The sequence below is a fragment of the Herminiimonas sp. genome, from assembly GCF_030645555.1.
Classification (GTDB): Bacteria; Pseudomonadota; Gammaproteobacteria; order Burkholderiales; family Burkholderiaceae_D; genus Oxalicibacterium.
This window is the reverse complement of record NZ_JAUSME010000187.1, coordinates 1-16,657: the sequence shown is the minus strand read 5'-3', so window position 1 is coordinate 16,657 and position 16,657 is coordinate 1. Positions and strand designations below refer to the sequence as shown.

Sequence of the window (16,657 nt, the reverse complement as noted above, 5' to 3'; positions counted from 1 at the left end):
TCGCGTTGCACTGTTGTGACTACCGGGTTCTTGAAGAAGCTGCCGGCATTGCCGATCACGGCGGGGTCCGGCAATTTGCGGCTGCGTATCGCAATTACTGCCGCACTGATGTCTTGTGCGGTCGGCTCTGTAATCTTGCGCGCCGCCAGTTCCTGCGTCACATCTGCATAGCGCAGATCCGGCTGCCATTTCTTAGGCAAGGAAAACGTCACATCGAGCACCACGGCCCGGTCGCGCAAACGATGCTTGAACACGCTGTCGCGATAGCCGAACATGCATGCATCCTTGTCGAGCGTCACCTGCTCGCCAGTCTCGAAATCAAACAGCGTAAGCGCGTGGAACCTGTCCTTGATCTCTATTCCGTAGGCGCCGATATTCTGTATCGGTGCGGCACCCACGCTGCCGGGTATCAGCGAGAGGTTTTCCAGTCCGCCCAAACCTTGCGCCAGCGTCCATAGCACGAACTGATGCCAGCTCTCACCGGCGGCGGCACGCACATAGGTCGCCTCTTCATCTGCACCGATGATGGCCATGCCCCTGGTTTCCATATGCAGCACCAGGCCGGGGAAATCCCTGGTCAGTAAAATATTGCTGCCGCCGCCAAGCACTAGGCGCGGCAGGGCTGCCAGCGTGGCGTCGCTTTTAACTGCAACCAGCATATCAGTCGACGTAACCGGCAGATACGCATGCGCGCTGGCCTCGACCCCGAAGGTATTGTGCTTGCGCAGGGAAAAATCGTACTGAATCGGGAGGGAATGAGCCATAGTCGCCGATTATATCTCTGCTCTACCCCGGTGCAGGCCTACCCTGCTGGTTTTTTGTCCGTTAGAATGGCGGACGAATTGGATGCACCATCTGTATCAACCATCTGGCGTTTCGCCGGCATCTGCCGCGAGCCATGCAATAAAAAAGGAAATCATCATGCCGTCTTTTGATACCGTCTCTGAAGCCAATATGGTCGAAGTCAAGAATGCTGTCGATCAGGCAGGAAAAGAAATCACGACCCGTTTCGACTTCAAGGGCAGCGATGCCCGCGTCGAGCAAAAAGAGCGCGATCTGACTGCGTATGCAGATTCAGAATTCCAGTTGAATCAGGTTCTGGACGTGCTGACCAACAAGCTGTTCAAGCGCATTGTTGACGTGCGCTTCCTCGATCGCGGCAAGATAGAAAAAATCGGCGGCGAGAAGGTCAAGCAAGTCGTCAAGATCAAGAACGGCATAGAAACCGAAGCCGCGAAGAAAATCGTGCGCATCCTCAAGGACAGCAAGCTGAAAGTGCAAGCCAGCATCCAGGGCGATGCGGTGCGCGTGACCGGCGCCAAGCGCGACGACTTGCAGGATGCGATGGCATTATTGCGCAAGGAAGTGGCCGATCTGCCGCTGGAATTCAATAACTTCCGCGACTGATTGCTGGCGCCAGCGGCAAGTCATCCGGGCGGGCCGTTTGCGCGACAGTTTCCTGCTCCGTCCGGCTTTTCCTGACCAAGTGCCGGCATTTCGTGACAGAATCATTGTTTCAATAACATCGAGTCCTGCCATGAGACTAGCGCTGTTCGCCCCCTTCCTTTGCTGCGTCGCGTTGCAAGTCCAGGCGGCCGATATCAGCGTGGTTGGCCTCTTCCCTGGCAAGGCCGTGCTGGTCATCGATGGCGGCTCGCCCAAGACCTATTCTGTCGGCAATACGGTCACCTCCGGCATCAAGCTGGTGGACGTCAACCAGAGCACCGCCACCTTCGATGCGGACGGCAAAAAGCAGCGCATAGACATAGGCGGGCACGTGAACCGCATTGCGCCATCCGGCGCCAGCAGCGTGACGCTGCAAGCCGATGGTCGCGGACACTTCATGGTGCAGGGACAAATCAATGGCGGCACGATGCGCATGCTGGTCGATACCGGCGCTTCGCTGATTGCCTTGCCGGCATCGGATGCAAAACGCCTGGGCATAGATTACAAGAAGGGCCAGATTGCCTACGTCAACACGGCAAACGGCACCGTCCCGGCTTACCAGGTGATGCTGAACTCGGTCAAGATAGGCGACATCACATTGAATCAGGTCGATGCGCTGGTGCAGGAAAGCGGACTCAGCTTTGCCTTGCTCGGCATGTCTTTCCTGAACCGTACCGAGATGCGGCGTGAAGGCGAGCAGATGGTCTTGACCAAGCGATTTTAAAATCGCTGGCAATAAAAAACGGGCACTGAATTCAGTGCCCGTTTTTTATTTGATGCCGGGTAATGCTGTCTGATGCCGGATATCAGGCGTCCGGATCCTTGAGGCGGCGCTGCTTGACTGCTTCCGCCAAGCCTTCCAGCACACCCAGGCTCTGTTCCCAGCTGATGCAGCCATCAGTCACCGACTGGCCATAAGTCAGTTCCTTGCCTGGTATCAGATCCTGGCGACCGGCGACCAGATGCGATTCGATCATCACACCGACGATGCGCGTATCGCCAGCGGCAACCTGCTGGGCGATATCGGCGCAGACCGGGATTTGATTTTCCGGTTTCTTCGAGCTGTTGGCATGCGAAGTATCTATCATCAGGCGCGATGCGAGGCCATTGGCAGCGATATCCTTGCAAGCCTGCTCCACGCTGGCAGCATCGTAGTTAGGCGTCTTGCCGCCGCGCAGGATGACGTGGCAATCTTCATTGCCCAGCGTGGACACGATGGCGGAATGGCCGCCCTTGGTCACCGACAGGAAATGATGCGGTTGCGATGCCGCCTTGATCGCATCGACGGCAATCTTGACGTTGCCATCGGTGCCGTTCTTGAAACCGACCGGGCAAGACAGGCCCGAAGCCAGTTCACGATGGACTTGCGATTCTGTCGTGCGGGCGCCGATTGCGCCCCAGCTGATCAGGTCGGCGATGTATTGCGGACTGATCACATCCAGGAATTCCGTCCCTGCCGGCAAGCCCAGCTCGTTGATGTGCAACAGCAGCTCGCGCGCCATGTGCAAGCCTTCATTGATGCGGAAGCTGTTGTCCATGTATGGATCATTGATCAAGCCTTTCCAGCCGACCGTGGTACGCGGCTTCTCGAAATAGACACGCATCACGATTTCCAGTTCGCCGGCAAAACGCTGGCGTTCCTTGATCAGGCGGTTGGCGTATTCCATCGCGGCCTTGGTGTCATGTATCGAGCATGGCCCGATCACCACCATCAGGCGATCGTCCTGGCCGTGCAATATCCTGTGCAGCGCAATACGCGCATCGGCCGCAGTCGTCTCGGCTTTTTCGGAGACACCAAGCTCGCGGATCAAATGCGCCGGGGTTATCAGTTCTTTCACTTCTCGTATCCGTAAATCATCTGTGCGTGGCATGTTTTCTCCAGTCAAAATATCTATTCTGCAAAAATAAAAAACCGCCATCGCGGGCGGTTTTTTAAAGAATTTCGGTTTAAGCTTTTTTACCTGCGCGCTTACCGCTTCTCCACCGCCGTTGGGCTGGAATAGCTAAAGTAAAAATAAAATTGGAAGCGCGTGGCAGTCATGTCTGTACTGGTTTCTGTTTTATCTGTCGATAATATTGCAATAAATCAGTTGATTTGGCAAGAAAAGCTTTGAAAATCAGTCGTCATACACGCAAATCATGAATTGAATGCCAACAAAACTCAAGCCGTGCCGCCTACCGTCACGCCATCTATACGCAAGGTAGGCTGGCCGACACCGACCGGCACACTCTGCCCTTCCTTGCCGCAGACGCCGACGCCACTGTCGAGGCGCATGTCATTGCCTATCATCGAGACGCGATTGAGCACATCGGGACCGTTGCCGATCAGCGTCGCACCCTTGACTGGATAGGTGACCTTGCCGTTTTCTATCATGTAGGCTTCGCTGGCCGAGAAGACGAATTTGCCGTTCGTGATATCGACCTGGCCGCCGCCGAAGTTCACCGCATACAAACCGTTTTTCACCGAGGCCAGGATTTCCGCCGGATCCTTGTCGCCGCCCAGCATGTAGGTATTTGTCATGCGTGGCATCGGCAAGTGGGCAAACGATTCGCGACGTGCGTTGCCGGTGACCGGCATCTTCATCAGGCGCGCATTCATCGTGTCCTGGATATAACCCTTGAGTATGCCGTCCTCGATCAAAGTCGTGCACTGCGTAGGATTGCCTTCATCATCGATGTTCAATGAACCGCGTCTATCGGCAATGGTACCGTCATCGACCACCGTCACGCCCTTGGCGGCAACACGCTCGCCGATACGGCCGGAGAAGGCGCTCGAACCCTTGCGATTGAAATCGCCTTCCAGGCCGTGACCGATCGCTTCATGCAGCAACACGCCCGGCCAGCCAGGTCCGAGCACGACGGTCATCGGGCCGGCAGGCGCCGGACGCGCTTCGAGGTTGACCAGCGCCGAGGCGACTGCTTCACTCGCGTATTTTTCCAGCAATTCATCGCTGAAATAACCATAACTGTAGCGACCGCCGCCGCCGCTGGAACCCATTTCGCGCCGGCCATTCTGTTCCGCAATCACGGTAATCGAGACGCGCACCAGCGGGCGGATATCCGCGGCCAGCACGCCATCGCTGCGCACCACCAGCACCACATCGTATTCGCCGGCCAGACCAGCCATCACCTGCACCACGCGAGGATCCTTGGCGCGTGCGATGCGTTCTATCTTTTCCAGCAGCTTTACTTTCTCTGTCGCGTCCAGCGAAGTCAGCGGATCGTGCGGCAAATACAAATCGCGTCCGCCCACTTGCTGTATCGCCGATGCGACCTTGATCTTGCCTGCGCCCTGGCGCGCAATCGTGCGCGTCGCCGTTGCCGCTTCGATCAATGCACGTTCAGAAATTTCATCCGAATAGGAAAATGCGGTTTTATCGCCCGAGACTGCGCGTACGCCGACACCCTGATCGATAGAAAAGCTGCCGGTCTTGACTATGCCTTCTTCCAGGCTCCAGCCTTCGCTCTTGGTGAATTGAAAGTACAAATCTGCGTAATCGACGCGATGCGTAAACATCGTTCCAAGAGTCTTGATCAGGATGGATTCATCGAGGCCGAAAGGCGTCAGCAATACATCGCGCGCGACGGCCAGGGTTTTCAGATTTGGTTCAAATGGGGTCATTGTGTCTTTGCCATCCGCGCTTTGATGCGCGAACAAAATTGATTCGGATAACGAATTGTAGAGCATCTGGCCGAAGCGGCCACCAGCGCTATAACTTGCGGTGTTTCAAAGCAGGAAGATTTTCGCGTATGCCCGCCAAATGATGGGCTTCAATATCGCCGATTACCAGTCCCTCGCCACCTGGCAATACATCATTGATCTCGCCCCACGGATCGATCAGCATGCTGTGTCCCCAGGTGGTGCGGCCGTTGGGATGGCGTCCACCCTGGGCTGCTGCCAGCACATAGCACTGGTTTTCGATTGCGCGCGCGCGCAACAGGATTTCCCAGTGCGCCTTGCCGGTCGTATGCGTGAAGGCAGCTGGCACGACGATCAATGCGCACTCGCCCATCGCCCGATACAGCTCGGGAAAACGCAAGTCGTAGCAAACGGATAAACCGACCTTGCCGAACGGCGCCTCGTAAGTCGCGACTTCAGTACCGTGCACTATCGTGCGCGCCTCATCGTACGATTCCTCACCCTTGCTGAAACTGAACAAATGCATCTTGTCGTAGCGCCCGACCCGCTCGCCGGCCGGGTTATAGACCATCATCGTGTTCAATACCTTGCCGGCCAGCGGCGTCGCCAGTGGCAGCGTGCCGCCTATCAGGCAGACTTGATGTTCGCGCGCAGCATCGGCCATGAAGTCCTGGATCGGGCCGGCATCCATCTGCTCGGCCAGAGCCAGCTTGTCGTTTTCATGCATGCCCATTGCGGCCCAGTATTCCGGCAGCAAAATCAGCTCTGCGCCCTGGCGCGCAGCATCTGCAATCAGGCGTTTGGCCGTTGCGATATTTTCTTCCGGCACCGGGGTGGAAACCATTTGTATCGCCGCCACGCGCGTCAGGGTATGCGTCATCTATCCCTCCGTATTTGTTTCAGTGAGCCGCGAGACCGGCTTGACAGACGTGGCCGGCGCTGGCTCCAGCTTGCGCTCTACCTTGGTGACGTTCGGGTCTTTCCACGCTCCGGTAATCGTGTATTCAAACGTGAATGCCTTCATCAAGGGTTCACGCAGGAACAGCTGGGCCAGGAAGGTACCGATCCCGATCACCGGATTGATCGCCAGCGCATAGGCGACCGATGCCGCGCCGGCATTGATTTCCGGGATTACCACCACGCGCAGGTTCTGCGATTCCCTGGCGATGTCCGCGGTGCCGTCTATCAATACCGTCGCACTGACGCCGCGCATCTTGAGGTTATCGGTCGTCGCCACGCCATTGGCTATGCGTGCAGTGCCGGTGATGCCATCGAAGGCAAAGCCCTCGGAAAACACATCGCGGAAATCCAGCGTCAAGCGGCGCGGCAACGATTGCAGGCTCAGCACGCCCAGCAATTTGGCCGCACCCGGATCCACTTTCAGGAACTGGCCGGATTCGACATCGATATTGATATTCCCGGTCAGGCTGGGTATGTCAAGCGCAAACGGCAAGCCTTTCCAGCTGATGTCGCCATCCATTTTTCCCTTGCCGCCGCGCAGCACATCGACAAAGCCGAAACGGTTGAGCAGATTGCCGGCATTCGTGATGTTCAGGCGGTAGTCCAGGCTGGAGACATTGCCGCCGTTTTTCACCAGCCAGCTTCCCTTTGCCGTCAACGTGGCATCGGCATTGGCGAGGGACAGATTCCTGATGCGCCATTCGCGCCCTTCCGTCGCACGCACATAATGCGCGATCAATTCGAGGCGTCCCAGCTTTTTGCCGAACAATTCCAGATTCTCCGAGACCACGTCCAGCGCCGGCATTTCAGTCGAGGTGTCTACATTTTCGAGCAAATCCTTGACGTCAGTGTCGGCGCTTCTCGGCACCACCAGCGAGGTCAGACGTGCCGTGACTTTACCCAGGCCACGGCCCGACGACGATTCTATCCACGTCAGGTAACCCGATGCCTGCGCCGAATCAATATTCGCCTGCCAGACGTTGGTGTCATGCGAGACGCCGACCACCACTTCATCAAATTTTTTGCCCATCACAAACAACTCATTGGCACGCGCCGACAGCACATTCGGCTCGACGTATTGCGCGATATTGAGTGCGTCCGACGGGTCTGCCGCTTTCTTTTGCGTGCCGACTGCAGTAATCGACGAAGTGACGCTGATCCACTCATCTATGTTGAGCGAACGCAGGCTCACATTGACATTCAAACCGCTATCCGGTTCCGGCGCTGGCGTGTTGACGCCTATGCCGCCGCGCACGATGCGCCAGGCGGCAGCGATATCGGTCGCACTTTTCTCGCGCAGATAACTGGCGACTATAGACGAGCCCAGTGCAAGCTTGATGCCGTCCCGCATCGTTGCCGGATTATCCGATGGCAGGCTGGCCTGTTCTATTTTGAGCGGCAAGGCATCCTTGGCAGCCTTGCGCAACGGCGCCGGGAAAGCCAGGCCCAGGCCGCGCAGATTGGAGTCAACCAGCATTTCGACGCGCTTGTTCTTGACGCTGATGGCAACCCCAAAACGTGTGCTGCCGCTGATCCGGTCTATCAGCTTCTGCATCCCGGGCGCCGGGTAGGTTTTATGCAAACCGGCGGCAGACAGGGTGCCGTCTGCCTTGATCAGGATATTGCCGTCTTTTTGCGTGCCGCCTGTAACCGTCAACGGCCCGCCGAGGAAACTGGCCTTGATGCCTTTGAGCGTCAAGCCCTGTTCATCGAACTCCAGCTGGCCGTTAGCCTGCATCAGGGTGGGAATCGCATTTTGCAAAGTCACATTGTTGCCGGCGAATTTCAGCACGCCCTGCACTTTGGATTCGATCAGCTGATTCAAGGGCAATTTCAATTTGAGCGCCAGCGTCGCATTGCCGGTGGCCCTGGTTTCATCGGTGAAGTGACCTATCCAGGTCGCGACCGGACTGTCTACCGTGTACTGCACCAGGTCTTGCAGGGTTCCCGCCGCATTGCCATCGATCTCGAGCACCGGTTCGGCCGCCAGCAAGTCGGGTATCACCGCCTTGACATTCGATACTTCAGCGCCGTGCGTCTGGCCGCTTTCACCCTTGATTTCCATGCGGGTGCGATCGAAGACTATCGTGCCTTTGACTTTTTCCAGCAGCGGCCACAGCGGCGCCTTGCCATCCTTGCCGAACATGCCCGGCGCATAGTTCAGGCTGCCGTTGTCTATCCTGCCGTTGAAAGTGAATTCGCCTTTCGGCTTTTCGCCAGCCTTCTGCGCATGGAAAGGAAAATGGTTCAAATCCCCCTTCAGCTTGATGCGGCCATCCTGCAGCGTACCGCCGACCAGTGCATTGCCCAGCCATTCGCGGAAATGCAAACCCATGCTCAAAGGCAGATAGTTGCCGACCTTGTTCAATTCCAGTCCCGACACACTCCCGCTCAAATCGATGGTGCCGAGCGCATGCGATGCCTGCTTGTCCATCGGCATCACGTGGCTGCCGGACAATGCAACGTTCAAGCCATCCTTGGCAAAATTCATTTTCTTCAGGTTCAGCAGCAACTGCCCATTCTTTTGCAACGCCCACTTCGCATCCATCTTCAAGGTATCGAAGGACACATCAGGCTCGGCAAAATAACTCGGCAAGGAAAGCTTCAAATGCTCCGATGCCAGCAGCAGCGTACCGCCCTGGCTGTCGGCATCGATATGGCCGGATGCATTTTCAAAACCGGGAATGGCCGCGACGGCGGCCTGCGCCGGCACCGCAGCAATGGCCGGCCGTGCCGCACGGGCAGCTTGCGAGTTCAGGGACAGGCCGCTGAAATCGCCCTTTACCTTGTAGGATGAAATATCCGGGTACGCCCCTTGCCATTGCGCCGAAAAATTCTTCAGCAAGCCACGCGGGGCAAAATCCTCCAGCAGCTTTAATTGGGTGGCCGGCAAGGGCAGGCGGCCGGCAAAATTTGTCCATGCCTGCAAATCGAGCAAGGTGGCCTGCACTTCGGTGCGTTCCGGCACGCCTTTTTTAGCCGCGATATAGCGTTCACTCATCGTGGTTTTCGGCAAGACCAGGCCATCTTTGGTTTGCAGCGAAAAATTGACGACAGAGATAGTGTGTCCCTGCAGGCCGAAAGTCGGCGTGCCGTCAGCTACGCTGCCGTCCAGCGTATCGCGCACCGACACACGGCCGTTCGCAGTCGTCAGTTCCAGCGGCGGCATGCGCTTGTCCAGCTGCGCCGAGACATCCGACAAGCTCAAGTCCGCAGTGAAATCGGCTACCCGCGCATGATCGAATGCCAGCCAGGCCCGCATCGATCCCTTGGCTTGCTGCAGGTCGAAGGGGAAATCGAGATAGGTTTTCCAGGCCGCGAGGTCGGTATTGCGCAAATCCACATAGAGCTGGCCGGTCCAGCGCGTGAAGTCGGAAATTTTTTGTGAAAAATGCGGGTGATCGAATTCGGCGCGCACATCCAGCGGTGCGGCAATCGTGCCTGGCGGTGTCGCCTTCAAGCCGAATTGATGGCGTCGTCCATCGTTACGCAACACCACATCGACATCGCTGAGCAAGAGTTCCGGCGCCTGCCGCACATGATCCTGCCAGCGCAGCTGCCCGTTGTTGATCCTGATTTCCCGCTGCGACAATACCCAGTCGGCAGCCCTGCCATCGCCAGCCTGCTTGAGATCGAGCAGTAAACCGGCAACATAAAAATTGCCCTGGGCGTCGCGCTGGATATCCAGATCCGGACGGTCGATTTCGAGGCGATGCAGGCGCAGGTCGGCAATCAGGACCGACCACCATGAAACCGTGGCCGAGACGGTGGGCAATTGCAATGCGGCGGAGCCATCCTTGTCATAGATGATGACATTGCCCAGCGACAGATGGGGCCGCAAGCCATGCCAGGAAGCGGCAATCGTCTCTATAGCTACACGCCGTCCGATCGCCTGACTGGCGACATTTTCGACATCGACGCGATAGCTGGCTATCTGCGGCAACACCGCATAGCGCAAGGTGAGGAAGAGCGCACAGAAAATAAAGTAAGCCAGCACCAGCAGCTTCAGCAGCCAGCCTAATGCATGGTGGCTGGCGTTATTGATGTGGCGCAGCGATGCCTGCAGCGTACGCCAGCATAGCCGCAGCCGGTTGGCGGTCATGGTTTGTGCAGGTAGGTGCTGATCTGTAGGCATCAATCAATAATTCGGTAAGTCGACTTCGCGTAGAATAAAACAAGCTGACAAGCAATCGGATCACACCAGTTCAAGCAGCGCCTTGTGCGCTTGGCTCCCAAGAACCTCTAGGATACTCTCTCAAGCCCGTGACGAACTTACCTTTCACTCATATCGCTGCTTCCCGTTTCTATACCCGATGGATCAATGCCGACGAAAGCCGGGCCCAGAAGGTCGCAGAAGCCGCCAGATTATCCCTGAACTCGGCCGCCTTCGCTCGCATTTTACAAAATGAAACCGCTGCCGGCGCCTCGCTGCCGGCGGCCATGCGACGTTTGCGCAATCTGGTCATCGCCACCCTGATCCAGCGCGATCTCGGCGGCCAGGCCGATCTGGCGGAAGTGGTCGATACGATGTCGGCCTTCGGCGATTTCGCGGTGCAAACCCATCTGGCCGCCATCACGTCGGACCTGATTGCGCTGCACGGCACGCCGACCGGCGAAGAATCGGGCGAAGCGCAGGAAATGATCGTGCTCGGCATGGGCAAGCTCGGTGGCGGCGAACTGAATGTGTCGTCCGATATCGACCTGATCTTTGTCTATGCGGAAGATGGCGACACCGTCACCACTACGCCGGAACAGCGGCCGCTGTCTAACCATGAATTTTTTACCCGGGTCGGCAAGAAGCTGATTGCCGCGATATCGGAAATCACCGAAGACGGTTTTACCTTCCGCGTCGATATGGCATTGCGCCCAAACGGCGTCTCCGGCCCGCTGGTAGCCAGCTTCAACATGGTCGAGGAATACCTGATCGTGCAGGGCCGCGAATGGGAACGTTATGCCTGGGTCAAGGCGCGTGCGCTGACCGGTCGCCCATCCGATATCGAGGCGCTGGAAAAAATCATCCGGCCCTTCGTCTATCGCCGCTATCTGGATTACGGCTCCATCGATGCGATCCGCAACATGCATGCGCAGATTCGTGCCGAAGTGACGCGCCAGGAAGCGCGTCATCCGGATCGCAGCAACAACGTCAAGCTGGGACGCGGCGGGATACGTGAAATCGAATTCCTGGCGCAGGTATTCCAGCTGATCCGTGGCGGGCGCGATGCGGCATTACGCGATCGTTCGACGCGCACTACCCTGCACACCCTGGCGGAAAAGCAGTTGTTCAAGCCTGAAGTGGTCGCACAACTGCTGCATGCCTATACCTTCCTGCGCAATCTGGAACACCGGCTGCAATACCTCGACGATGCGCAAACGCATACGCTGCCGGCCAATGAAGCCGACCGCCTGATCATTGCACAGATGATGGGCTTTGATGATGTGCCGGCCTTGCTGGCCGCACTGGAAGTGCAGCGCGCGCTGGTGGCCACGCAATTCGATGAAATTTTCAAGGACAAGAAAAACGATCAGGCATCCGATGATGACGTCGATGCAGAACTGAGTGCGGTACTGAGCGACACCGACAGCGAACAGGCGATCGAAGCCTACCTGACCAGCCTGTCGTTTGACCAGGCGTCGGATGCCGCCAAACGCCTGCTGGCCACCTGGCATACACCACGGCTACAAATGCTGCCGGAAGCCAGCCGCAACAAACTGGTCGCGCTGGTGAATGCTTCCCTGCCTATTATTGCCAAAGTGACGGAGTCGCGCTCCAGCACACTGGGTCGCCTGCTGGATTTCTTCGAAGCGATTGCGCGCCGCGCCGCCTATCTTGCCTTGTTGACTGAATATCCGCACGCGCTGGAACGCGTGATCCGCATGATCGCCGCCAGCGACTGGGCTGCCAAATACCTGACGCGGCATCCGCTTTTGCTCGATGAATTGCTGGATGACCGGACGCTGAAAGCTGCGCCGGACTGGGATGCCTTTGCGCGCGACTGCCAGCGACAACTAGACGAAACACCGGGCGATACCGAGCGACAAATGGATGTGCTGCGCGAAATGCATCACGCACAATTGATACGCCTGCTGGCGCAGGATCTGGTCGGCGACCTGAGCGTGGAACGCCTGGCCGATCATCTATCGGAACTGGCAGACCGGCTGGTGGCCGCAACGATGCATGCGATCTGGGCCATGCTGCCGAACCGCCATCGCGAAGAGCCGAAATTTGCCGTCATCGCCTACGGCAAGCTGGGCGGCAAGGAACTCGGCTACGCCTCCGATCTCGATGTCATCTTCCTGTACGACGACGATCACCCGGACGCTCCCGCGCTATATGCCAAACTGGCCCAGCGCTTTATCACCTGGATGACTTCGCATACACCAGCAGGGATACTGTTCGATGTCGATATCGCACTGCGGCCGGACGGCGCCAGCGGCTTGCTGGTTTCCACCGTGTCTTCATTCGAAAAATACCAGACCACCTCGGCATGGCTATGGGAACACCAGGCGCTGACCAGGGCACGCTTCTGTGCCGGCGACAGCGAGATAGGCGCACGCTTCGAAGCGATCCGCGAAAATGTCCTGCGCCAGCCGCGCGATCCGGCCACGCTGAAACAGGAAGTGCTGGAAATGCGCAAAAAGCTGCAGGATGCGCATCCGAATCGCAGCGAACTGTTCGACCTGAAGCACGATACCGGCGGCATGATCGATATCGAATTCATGGTGCAATTCCTGGTGCTGCGCGATGCCGCACAACATCCGCGCCTGACCGGCGATATCGGAAATTTCTCCTTGCTGAAATTATGCGGCGAGCTGGGCTTGATCAATCCGGCGCTGTCGGGAACGGTTGCCGATGCCTATCGCACCTTCCGCAAATTGCAGCATCAGATCAGGTTGCAGGGCGCCGACCGGGCGCGGGTTGAGAGAGAACGTGTGGCGAGCGAGATTGCGGCGGTAACAGCATTGTGGAATACAGTGTTTGCATAGGCAATTCAGTCAGCCGACATTTTTTAATAAACAGGCATATTGATTCTGCTCTCCAGGCAGAATCCCGCACACACAGAGAGCGTGTGAGCGGGATGGCCTTCTTCCCGCCATGATATTATGCGCAACAGATCTGCCATTTTCCCAGGCAAACAGGCATAAGCGCAGCCGCATAGTCAATATGAAACATCAACAGCAATTCACCATCCAGGCCCTGCATCATCGTCAAACTGCGACGATGCTGGCTGTTGCCCGATCGGTGCAGTGACAAGATGCGCGCCTCTACACAAAAAATCGTAGCGCTGTTCATGCTAGCCGTTCTTTTGGCTAGTCTGGGCGCCTACAGTTTTAACCAGAAACTGCTCAAGCATGGATTTACCCATGGCAACCAGACGCTGGGTGCCTTGGCCGATCACGATCATCCTGAGCTTGAGTCCAGCGACAATGCTGGCTCGGATTCACTGAACAAAACTGAGCACCAGCTGCTGCATGCTGCGGCTCACATGCTGCCTTTCCTCGGCAGTTCCAGCCACAGCATGTTCGTCGACACGCAAGCCCGCGTCGTCCCCATCCTGTGGCATCTGCTCTCCTTGCCGCCAGCCCGGAACCACCCGCCATTTCGTCCTCCGAGAACCAGCTACCGCATTTGATTGCTGTATCTAACGCCGCATAGTTTGGCGTTAACGGCTTTTCAGCATCGTCTTGAATGACGTGCTCATGCTTATTGCGCCGTTTGGCGCAACTCGAGGTTATCTATGAAAAAAATAAATTCGCCCTTCCCGCTAACCATGTGGGCGGCGCTGGCTGTATGCGCATTCAGCTCTGCGGCCCAGGCCAATGACAGGCCGGCAAAATTTGGCGTTGCCGCACCCCAGATACAGGCGCTGGGGATACAAACGATGCAATTGCAGAATCAATCCGATGCGATGACAGCGACTTTTCCTGCCCAGGTCATCGTTCCACCCACGGCGGAAAAGATAGTCAGCTCGCCGGTAACGGGACTGGTAGCGCAATTGCTGGTTCAGCAAAACCAGCTAGTGAAGCCTGGCACACCGCTGATACGCATCGCCAGCATGGAACTGGGCCAGCTGCAATTGCAGTTGTTGCAAGCGAGCAGCCGTGCCACCCTGGCACGGCAAGCGGCGCAGCGCGAACGGCAGCTGTTTGACGAAGGCATCATTCCACAACGTCGGGTACAGGAAACGCAGGCAGCATTGAAAGAAAGCGAAGCCGCACTCAACCATGCGAAGGCCATGCTGCGCTTGAGCGGCATGTCGGCCACGACAATAGAACGCATCGCAGCGTCCGGCAAGCTGCAAGACAGCATCACGCTGAGCGCAACGCAAGCCGGCATCGTCACCGAGATTTCAGTCAAGCCGGGACAGCGCATCGAGGCGGCAACTGCACTGATGAATGTGGCGCAAACCGAGTTGCTCTGGCTCGATATACAACTACCGGCTTCTGAAAATACGCACAAGCTGGCTGGAACGAAAATCAAGGTGCAAGGCCGGGACATCACGGCGCGCATCCTGAGCGCCAGCCCAACCGTCTCCTCCAGCAGCCAGACAGTCATGCTGCGTGCGGCCATCGAGGGCAAGACAGATCAAATCAGACCGGGCGAATTCGTGACGGTCGAATTGCCGGTGGCGGCGATGCAAGGCAGCTGGGATGTGCCTCTATCGGCGGTGGCACATGACGGCAAGCAGGCTTATGTCTTCGCACGCACGTCGGATGGCTTCGAAGCCAGGCCGGTAACGATCACGACCAGCGCCGGGCAGCGGGTACGCATGCAGGGCCAGCTCAAGGCTGGCGAACACATCGCCGTCAGCGGTGTGGTGGCACTCAAGGGTGCGTGGCTGGACGGCAAGGGGAGCAAGTAATGCTGGCCCGTATCGTTCAATTTTCCCTCTCGCAACGCCTGATCATACTGATAGCGACGCTGATTACCGCCGCTGCCGGCTGGTATGCCTATCTCGGCTTGCCTATCGATGCATTCCCCGACGTCTCCAGCACGCAAGTCAAAGTCATCATGAAAGCCCCCGGCATGACGCCGGAAGAAGTTGAAAGCCGCATTGCAGTACCGATAGAAGTGGAAATGCTGGGCATCCCGAAAACCAAGAACCTGCGCTCAGTCACCAAGTATGGCCTGGTCGATGTGACGATAGACTTTCTGGATGGCACCGACATCTATTGGGCGCGCCAGCAGGTGAGCGAACGCCTGGGTGGGCTGAGCGACAGCCTGCCGGCCGGCATCACCGGCGGCATGGCGCCTATCACCACGCCGCTGGGTGAAATGTTCATGTTTACGGTCGAAGGCGAAGGGCTTACGCTGGCCGAGCGGCGCAGTCTGCTGGACTGGGTCATCCGGCCCGCGCTGCGTACCGTGACCGGCATTGCCGATGTGAATGCGCTTGGTGGCGTCGTGCGCGCCTTTGAAGTCGTACCCGATCAAATCAAGCTGGCAGCCAGCGGCGTGACGATGGCACAGCTCAAGCAGGCGATCAGCCTCAACAACCGCAATGACGGCGCGGGCCGGCTCGGCGAAGGCGATGAAGTACTGCTGGTACGCAGTGAGGGCAGCATCACGAATCTGGATGACCTGCGCGCAATTGTCGTCGCCGTAAAGGATGGATCACCGGTTCGCCTGGGCAATCTGGCCGAGGTCAAGATAGGCACCATCACACGCAACGGCGTGGTGACCCAAAGCGGCAAAGGGGAAGCGGTCGAAGGTCTGGTCCTCGGGCTGGCCGGCGCCAATGCACAACAGGTCATCGAAGGCGTGCGCAAGAAGCTCGATGAACTGCAGGCAACGCTCCCCAAGGGCGTGCAGATCAAGCCTTTTTATGACCGTTCCACGCTGGTCACCAAGGCAGTCGGTGCAGTCTCTTCTGCATTGCTGGAAGCAACCGTCCTGGTCGTCATACTGCTTGCCTTATTTCTCGGCAATATACGCGCGGCCTTGACCGTCGCTCTTGTGCTCCCGCTGGCAGCCTTGATCACCTTCATCCTGATGCGCAGCTTCGGCATGTCGGCGAACCTGATGAGCCTGGGCGGGCTGGCGATTGCGATCGGCATGCTGGTCGATGCCGCCGTGGTGGTGGTCGAAAATATCGTGCAGCGTCTGGCTACCGATCCCACGGTCGGCAAATTGCCGCGGCTGCATACGATCTATCGTGCAGTGCGTGAAGTGGCTGTTCCAGTTACGGCCGGGGTTTTGATCATCATCACGGTGTTCCTGCCGCTGCTTGCGCTGCAGGGGCTGGAAGGAAAATTCTTTGCGCCGGTTGCGCTCACCATCGTCTTCGCGCTGGCAGGATCCCTGGTGTTATCACTCACCGTCATTCCAGTAGTCGCATCCTATTTGCTGCGCGAAGTCAGTCACGAAGAACCGTGGTTGCCGCGCAAGTTGCTGGCGCTCTATGAACCGGCACTTGCCTGGGGGCTGCGCAGTCAACGCATGGTGGCTATCGTCGCGCTGCTGATGTTGCTGGTTGCCGGCGTGATCTATACGCAGGTCGGCAAGACCTTCATGCCGACGATGGACGAAGGCGATCTCATCATAGGGATAGAAAAACTGCCATCCATCAGCCTGGAACAAAGTGCCGCGCTTGATCTGAAAATCCAGCAGGC

At 57.7% G+C, this 16,657-nt stretch carries 11 protein-coding genes; 6 read left to right on the top strand and 5 right to left on the bottom strand.

The genetic code is table 11. The annotated features are described in order from the left end of the window. A partial coding sequence (gene murB, locus Q7T06_RS07285; protein ID WP_304782660.1) for a UDP-N-acetylmuramate dehydrogenase occupies positions 1-764 on the bottom strand: 764 nt, incomplete at its 3' end. A gap of 157 nt (positions 765-921) precedes the next feature. On the opposite strand from murB, the gene Q7T06_RS07280 reads away from it, so the two are divergent. Further along, complete coding sequence (locus Q7T06_RS07280; RefSeq protein ID WP_304782657.1) at positions 922-1,407, top strand: YajQ family cyclic di-GMP-binding protein; 486 nt, start codon at positions 922-924, stop codon at positions 1,405-1,407. 130 nt (positions 1,408-1,537) lie between these two features. Then, positions 1,538-2,170, top strand: a complete 633-nt coding sequence (locus tag Q7T06_RS07275; RefSeq protein WP_304782654.1) for a TIGR02281 family clan AA aspartic protease — start codon at positions 1,538-1,540, stop codon at positions 2,168-2,170. A gap of 82 nt (positions 2,171-2,252) precedes the next feature. On the opposite strand, the gene aroG is transcribed toward Q7T06_RS07275, so the two are convergent. The 4 genes from aroG to Q7T06_RS07255 form a co-directional block, all read right to left on the bottom strand. Beyond that, the gene (gene aroG, locus Q7T06_RS07270; RefSeq protein WP_304782651.1) at positions 2,253-3,317 is read right to left on the bottom strand and encodes a 3-deoxy-7-phosphoheptulonate synthase AroG; all 1,065 of its coding nucleotides are present in this window, start codon (positions 3,315-3,317) and stop codon (positions 2,253-2,255) included. Positions 3,318-3,607: 290 nt separating this feature from the next. Then, positions 3,608-5,068: a metalloprotease TldD gene (gene tldD, locus Q7T06_RS07265; RefSeq protein WP_304782648.1), complete on the bottom strand. Its 1,461-nt coding sequence runs from the start codon at positions 5,066-5,068 to the stop codon at positions 3,608-3,610. An 88-nt stretch (positions 5,069-5,156) separates the two neighbouring features. Beyond that, positions 5,157-5,966, bottom strand: coding sequence for a carbon-nitrogen hydrolase family protein (locus Q7T06_RS07260; RefSeq protein WP_304782643.1), 810 nt, complete (start codon positions 5,964-5,966; stop codon positions 5,157-5,159). Further along, complete coding sequence (locus Q7T06_RS07255) at positions 5,967-10,148, bottom strand: YhdP family protein (protein ID WP_304782640.1); 4,182 nt, start codon at positions 10,146-10,148, stop codon at positions 5,967-5,969. Between the two features lie 161 nt (positions 10,149-10,309). Between Q7T06_RS07255 and glnE the strand changes: the two genes are divergently transcribed. From glnE to Q7T06_RS07235, 4 genes are all read left to right on the top strand, one after another. Further along, positions 10,310-13,030, top strand: a complete 2,721-nt coding sequence (gene glnE / locus Q7T06_RS07250) for a bifunctional [glutamate--ammonia ligase]-adenylyl-L-tyrosine phosphorylase/[glutamate--ammonia-ligase] adenylyltransferase (RefSeq protein WP_304782636.1) — start codon at positions 10,310-10,312, stop codon at positions 13,028-13,030. A 305-nt stretch (positions 13,031-13,335) separates the two neighbouring features. Beyond that, positions 13,336-13,677, top strand: a complete 342-nt coding sequence (locus Q7T06_RS07245; RefSeq protein WP_304782633.1) for a hypothetical protein — start codon at positions 13,336-13,338, stop codon at positions 13,675-13,677. Between the two features lie 105 nt (positions 13,678-13,782). After that, the gene (locus Q7T06_RS07240) at positions 13,783-14,907 is read left to right on the top strand and encodes an efflux RND transporter periplasmic adaptor subunit (RefSeq protein ID WP_304782629.1); all 1,125 of its coding nucleotides are present in this window, start codon (positions 13,783-13,785) and stop codon (positions 14,905-14,907) included. Further along, on the top strand, positions 14,907-16,657 hold a 1,751-nt coding region (locus Q7T06_RS07235), incomplete at its 3' end, for an efflux RND transporter permease subunit (protein WP_304782626.1). The genes Q7T06_RS07240 and Q7T06_RS07235, both read left to right, overlap by 1 nt.

Bases quoted from the DNA above. Each gene is read 5' to 3' on its own strand.
- Q7T06_RS07280 (WP_304782657.1), top strand. From the start codon at position 922: ATGCCGTCTTTTGATACCGTCTCTGAAGCCAATATGGTCGAAGTCAAG.
- Q7T06_RS07275 (WP_304782654.1), top strand. From the start codon at position 1,538: ATGAGACTAGCGCTGTTCGCCCCCTTCCTTTGCTGCGTCGCGTTGCAA.
- aroG (WP_304782651.1), bottom strand. From the start codon at position 3,317: ATGCCACGCACAGATGATTTACGGATACGAGAAGTGAAAGAACTGATA.
- tldD (WP_304782648.1), bottom strand. From the start codon at position 5,068: ATGACCCCATTTGAACCAAATCTGAAAACCCTGGCCGTCGCGCGCGAT.
- Q7T06_RS07260 (WP_304782643.1), bottom strand. From the start codon at position 5,966: ATGACGCATACCCTGACGCGCGTGGCGGCGATACAAATGGTTTCCACC.
- Q7T06_RS07255 (WP_304782640.1), bottom strand. From the start codon at position 10,148: ATGACCGCCAACCGGCTGCGGCTATGCTGGCGTACGCTGCAGGCATCG.
- Q7T06_RS07245 (WP_304782633.1), top strand. From the start codon at position 13,336: ATGCTAGCCGTTCTTTTGGCTAGTCTGGGCGCCTACAGTTTTAACCAG.
- Q7T06_RS07240 (WP_304782629.1), top strand. From the start codon at position 13,783: ATGAAAAAAATAAATTCGCCCTTCCCGCTAACCATGTGGGCGGCGCTG.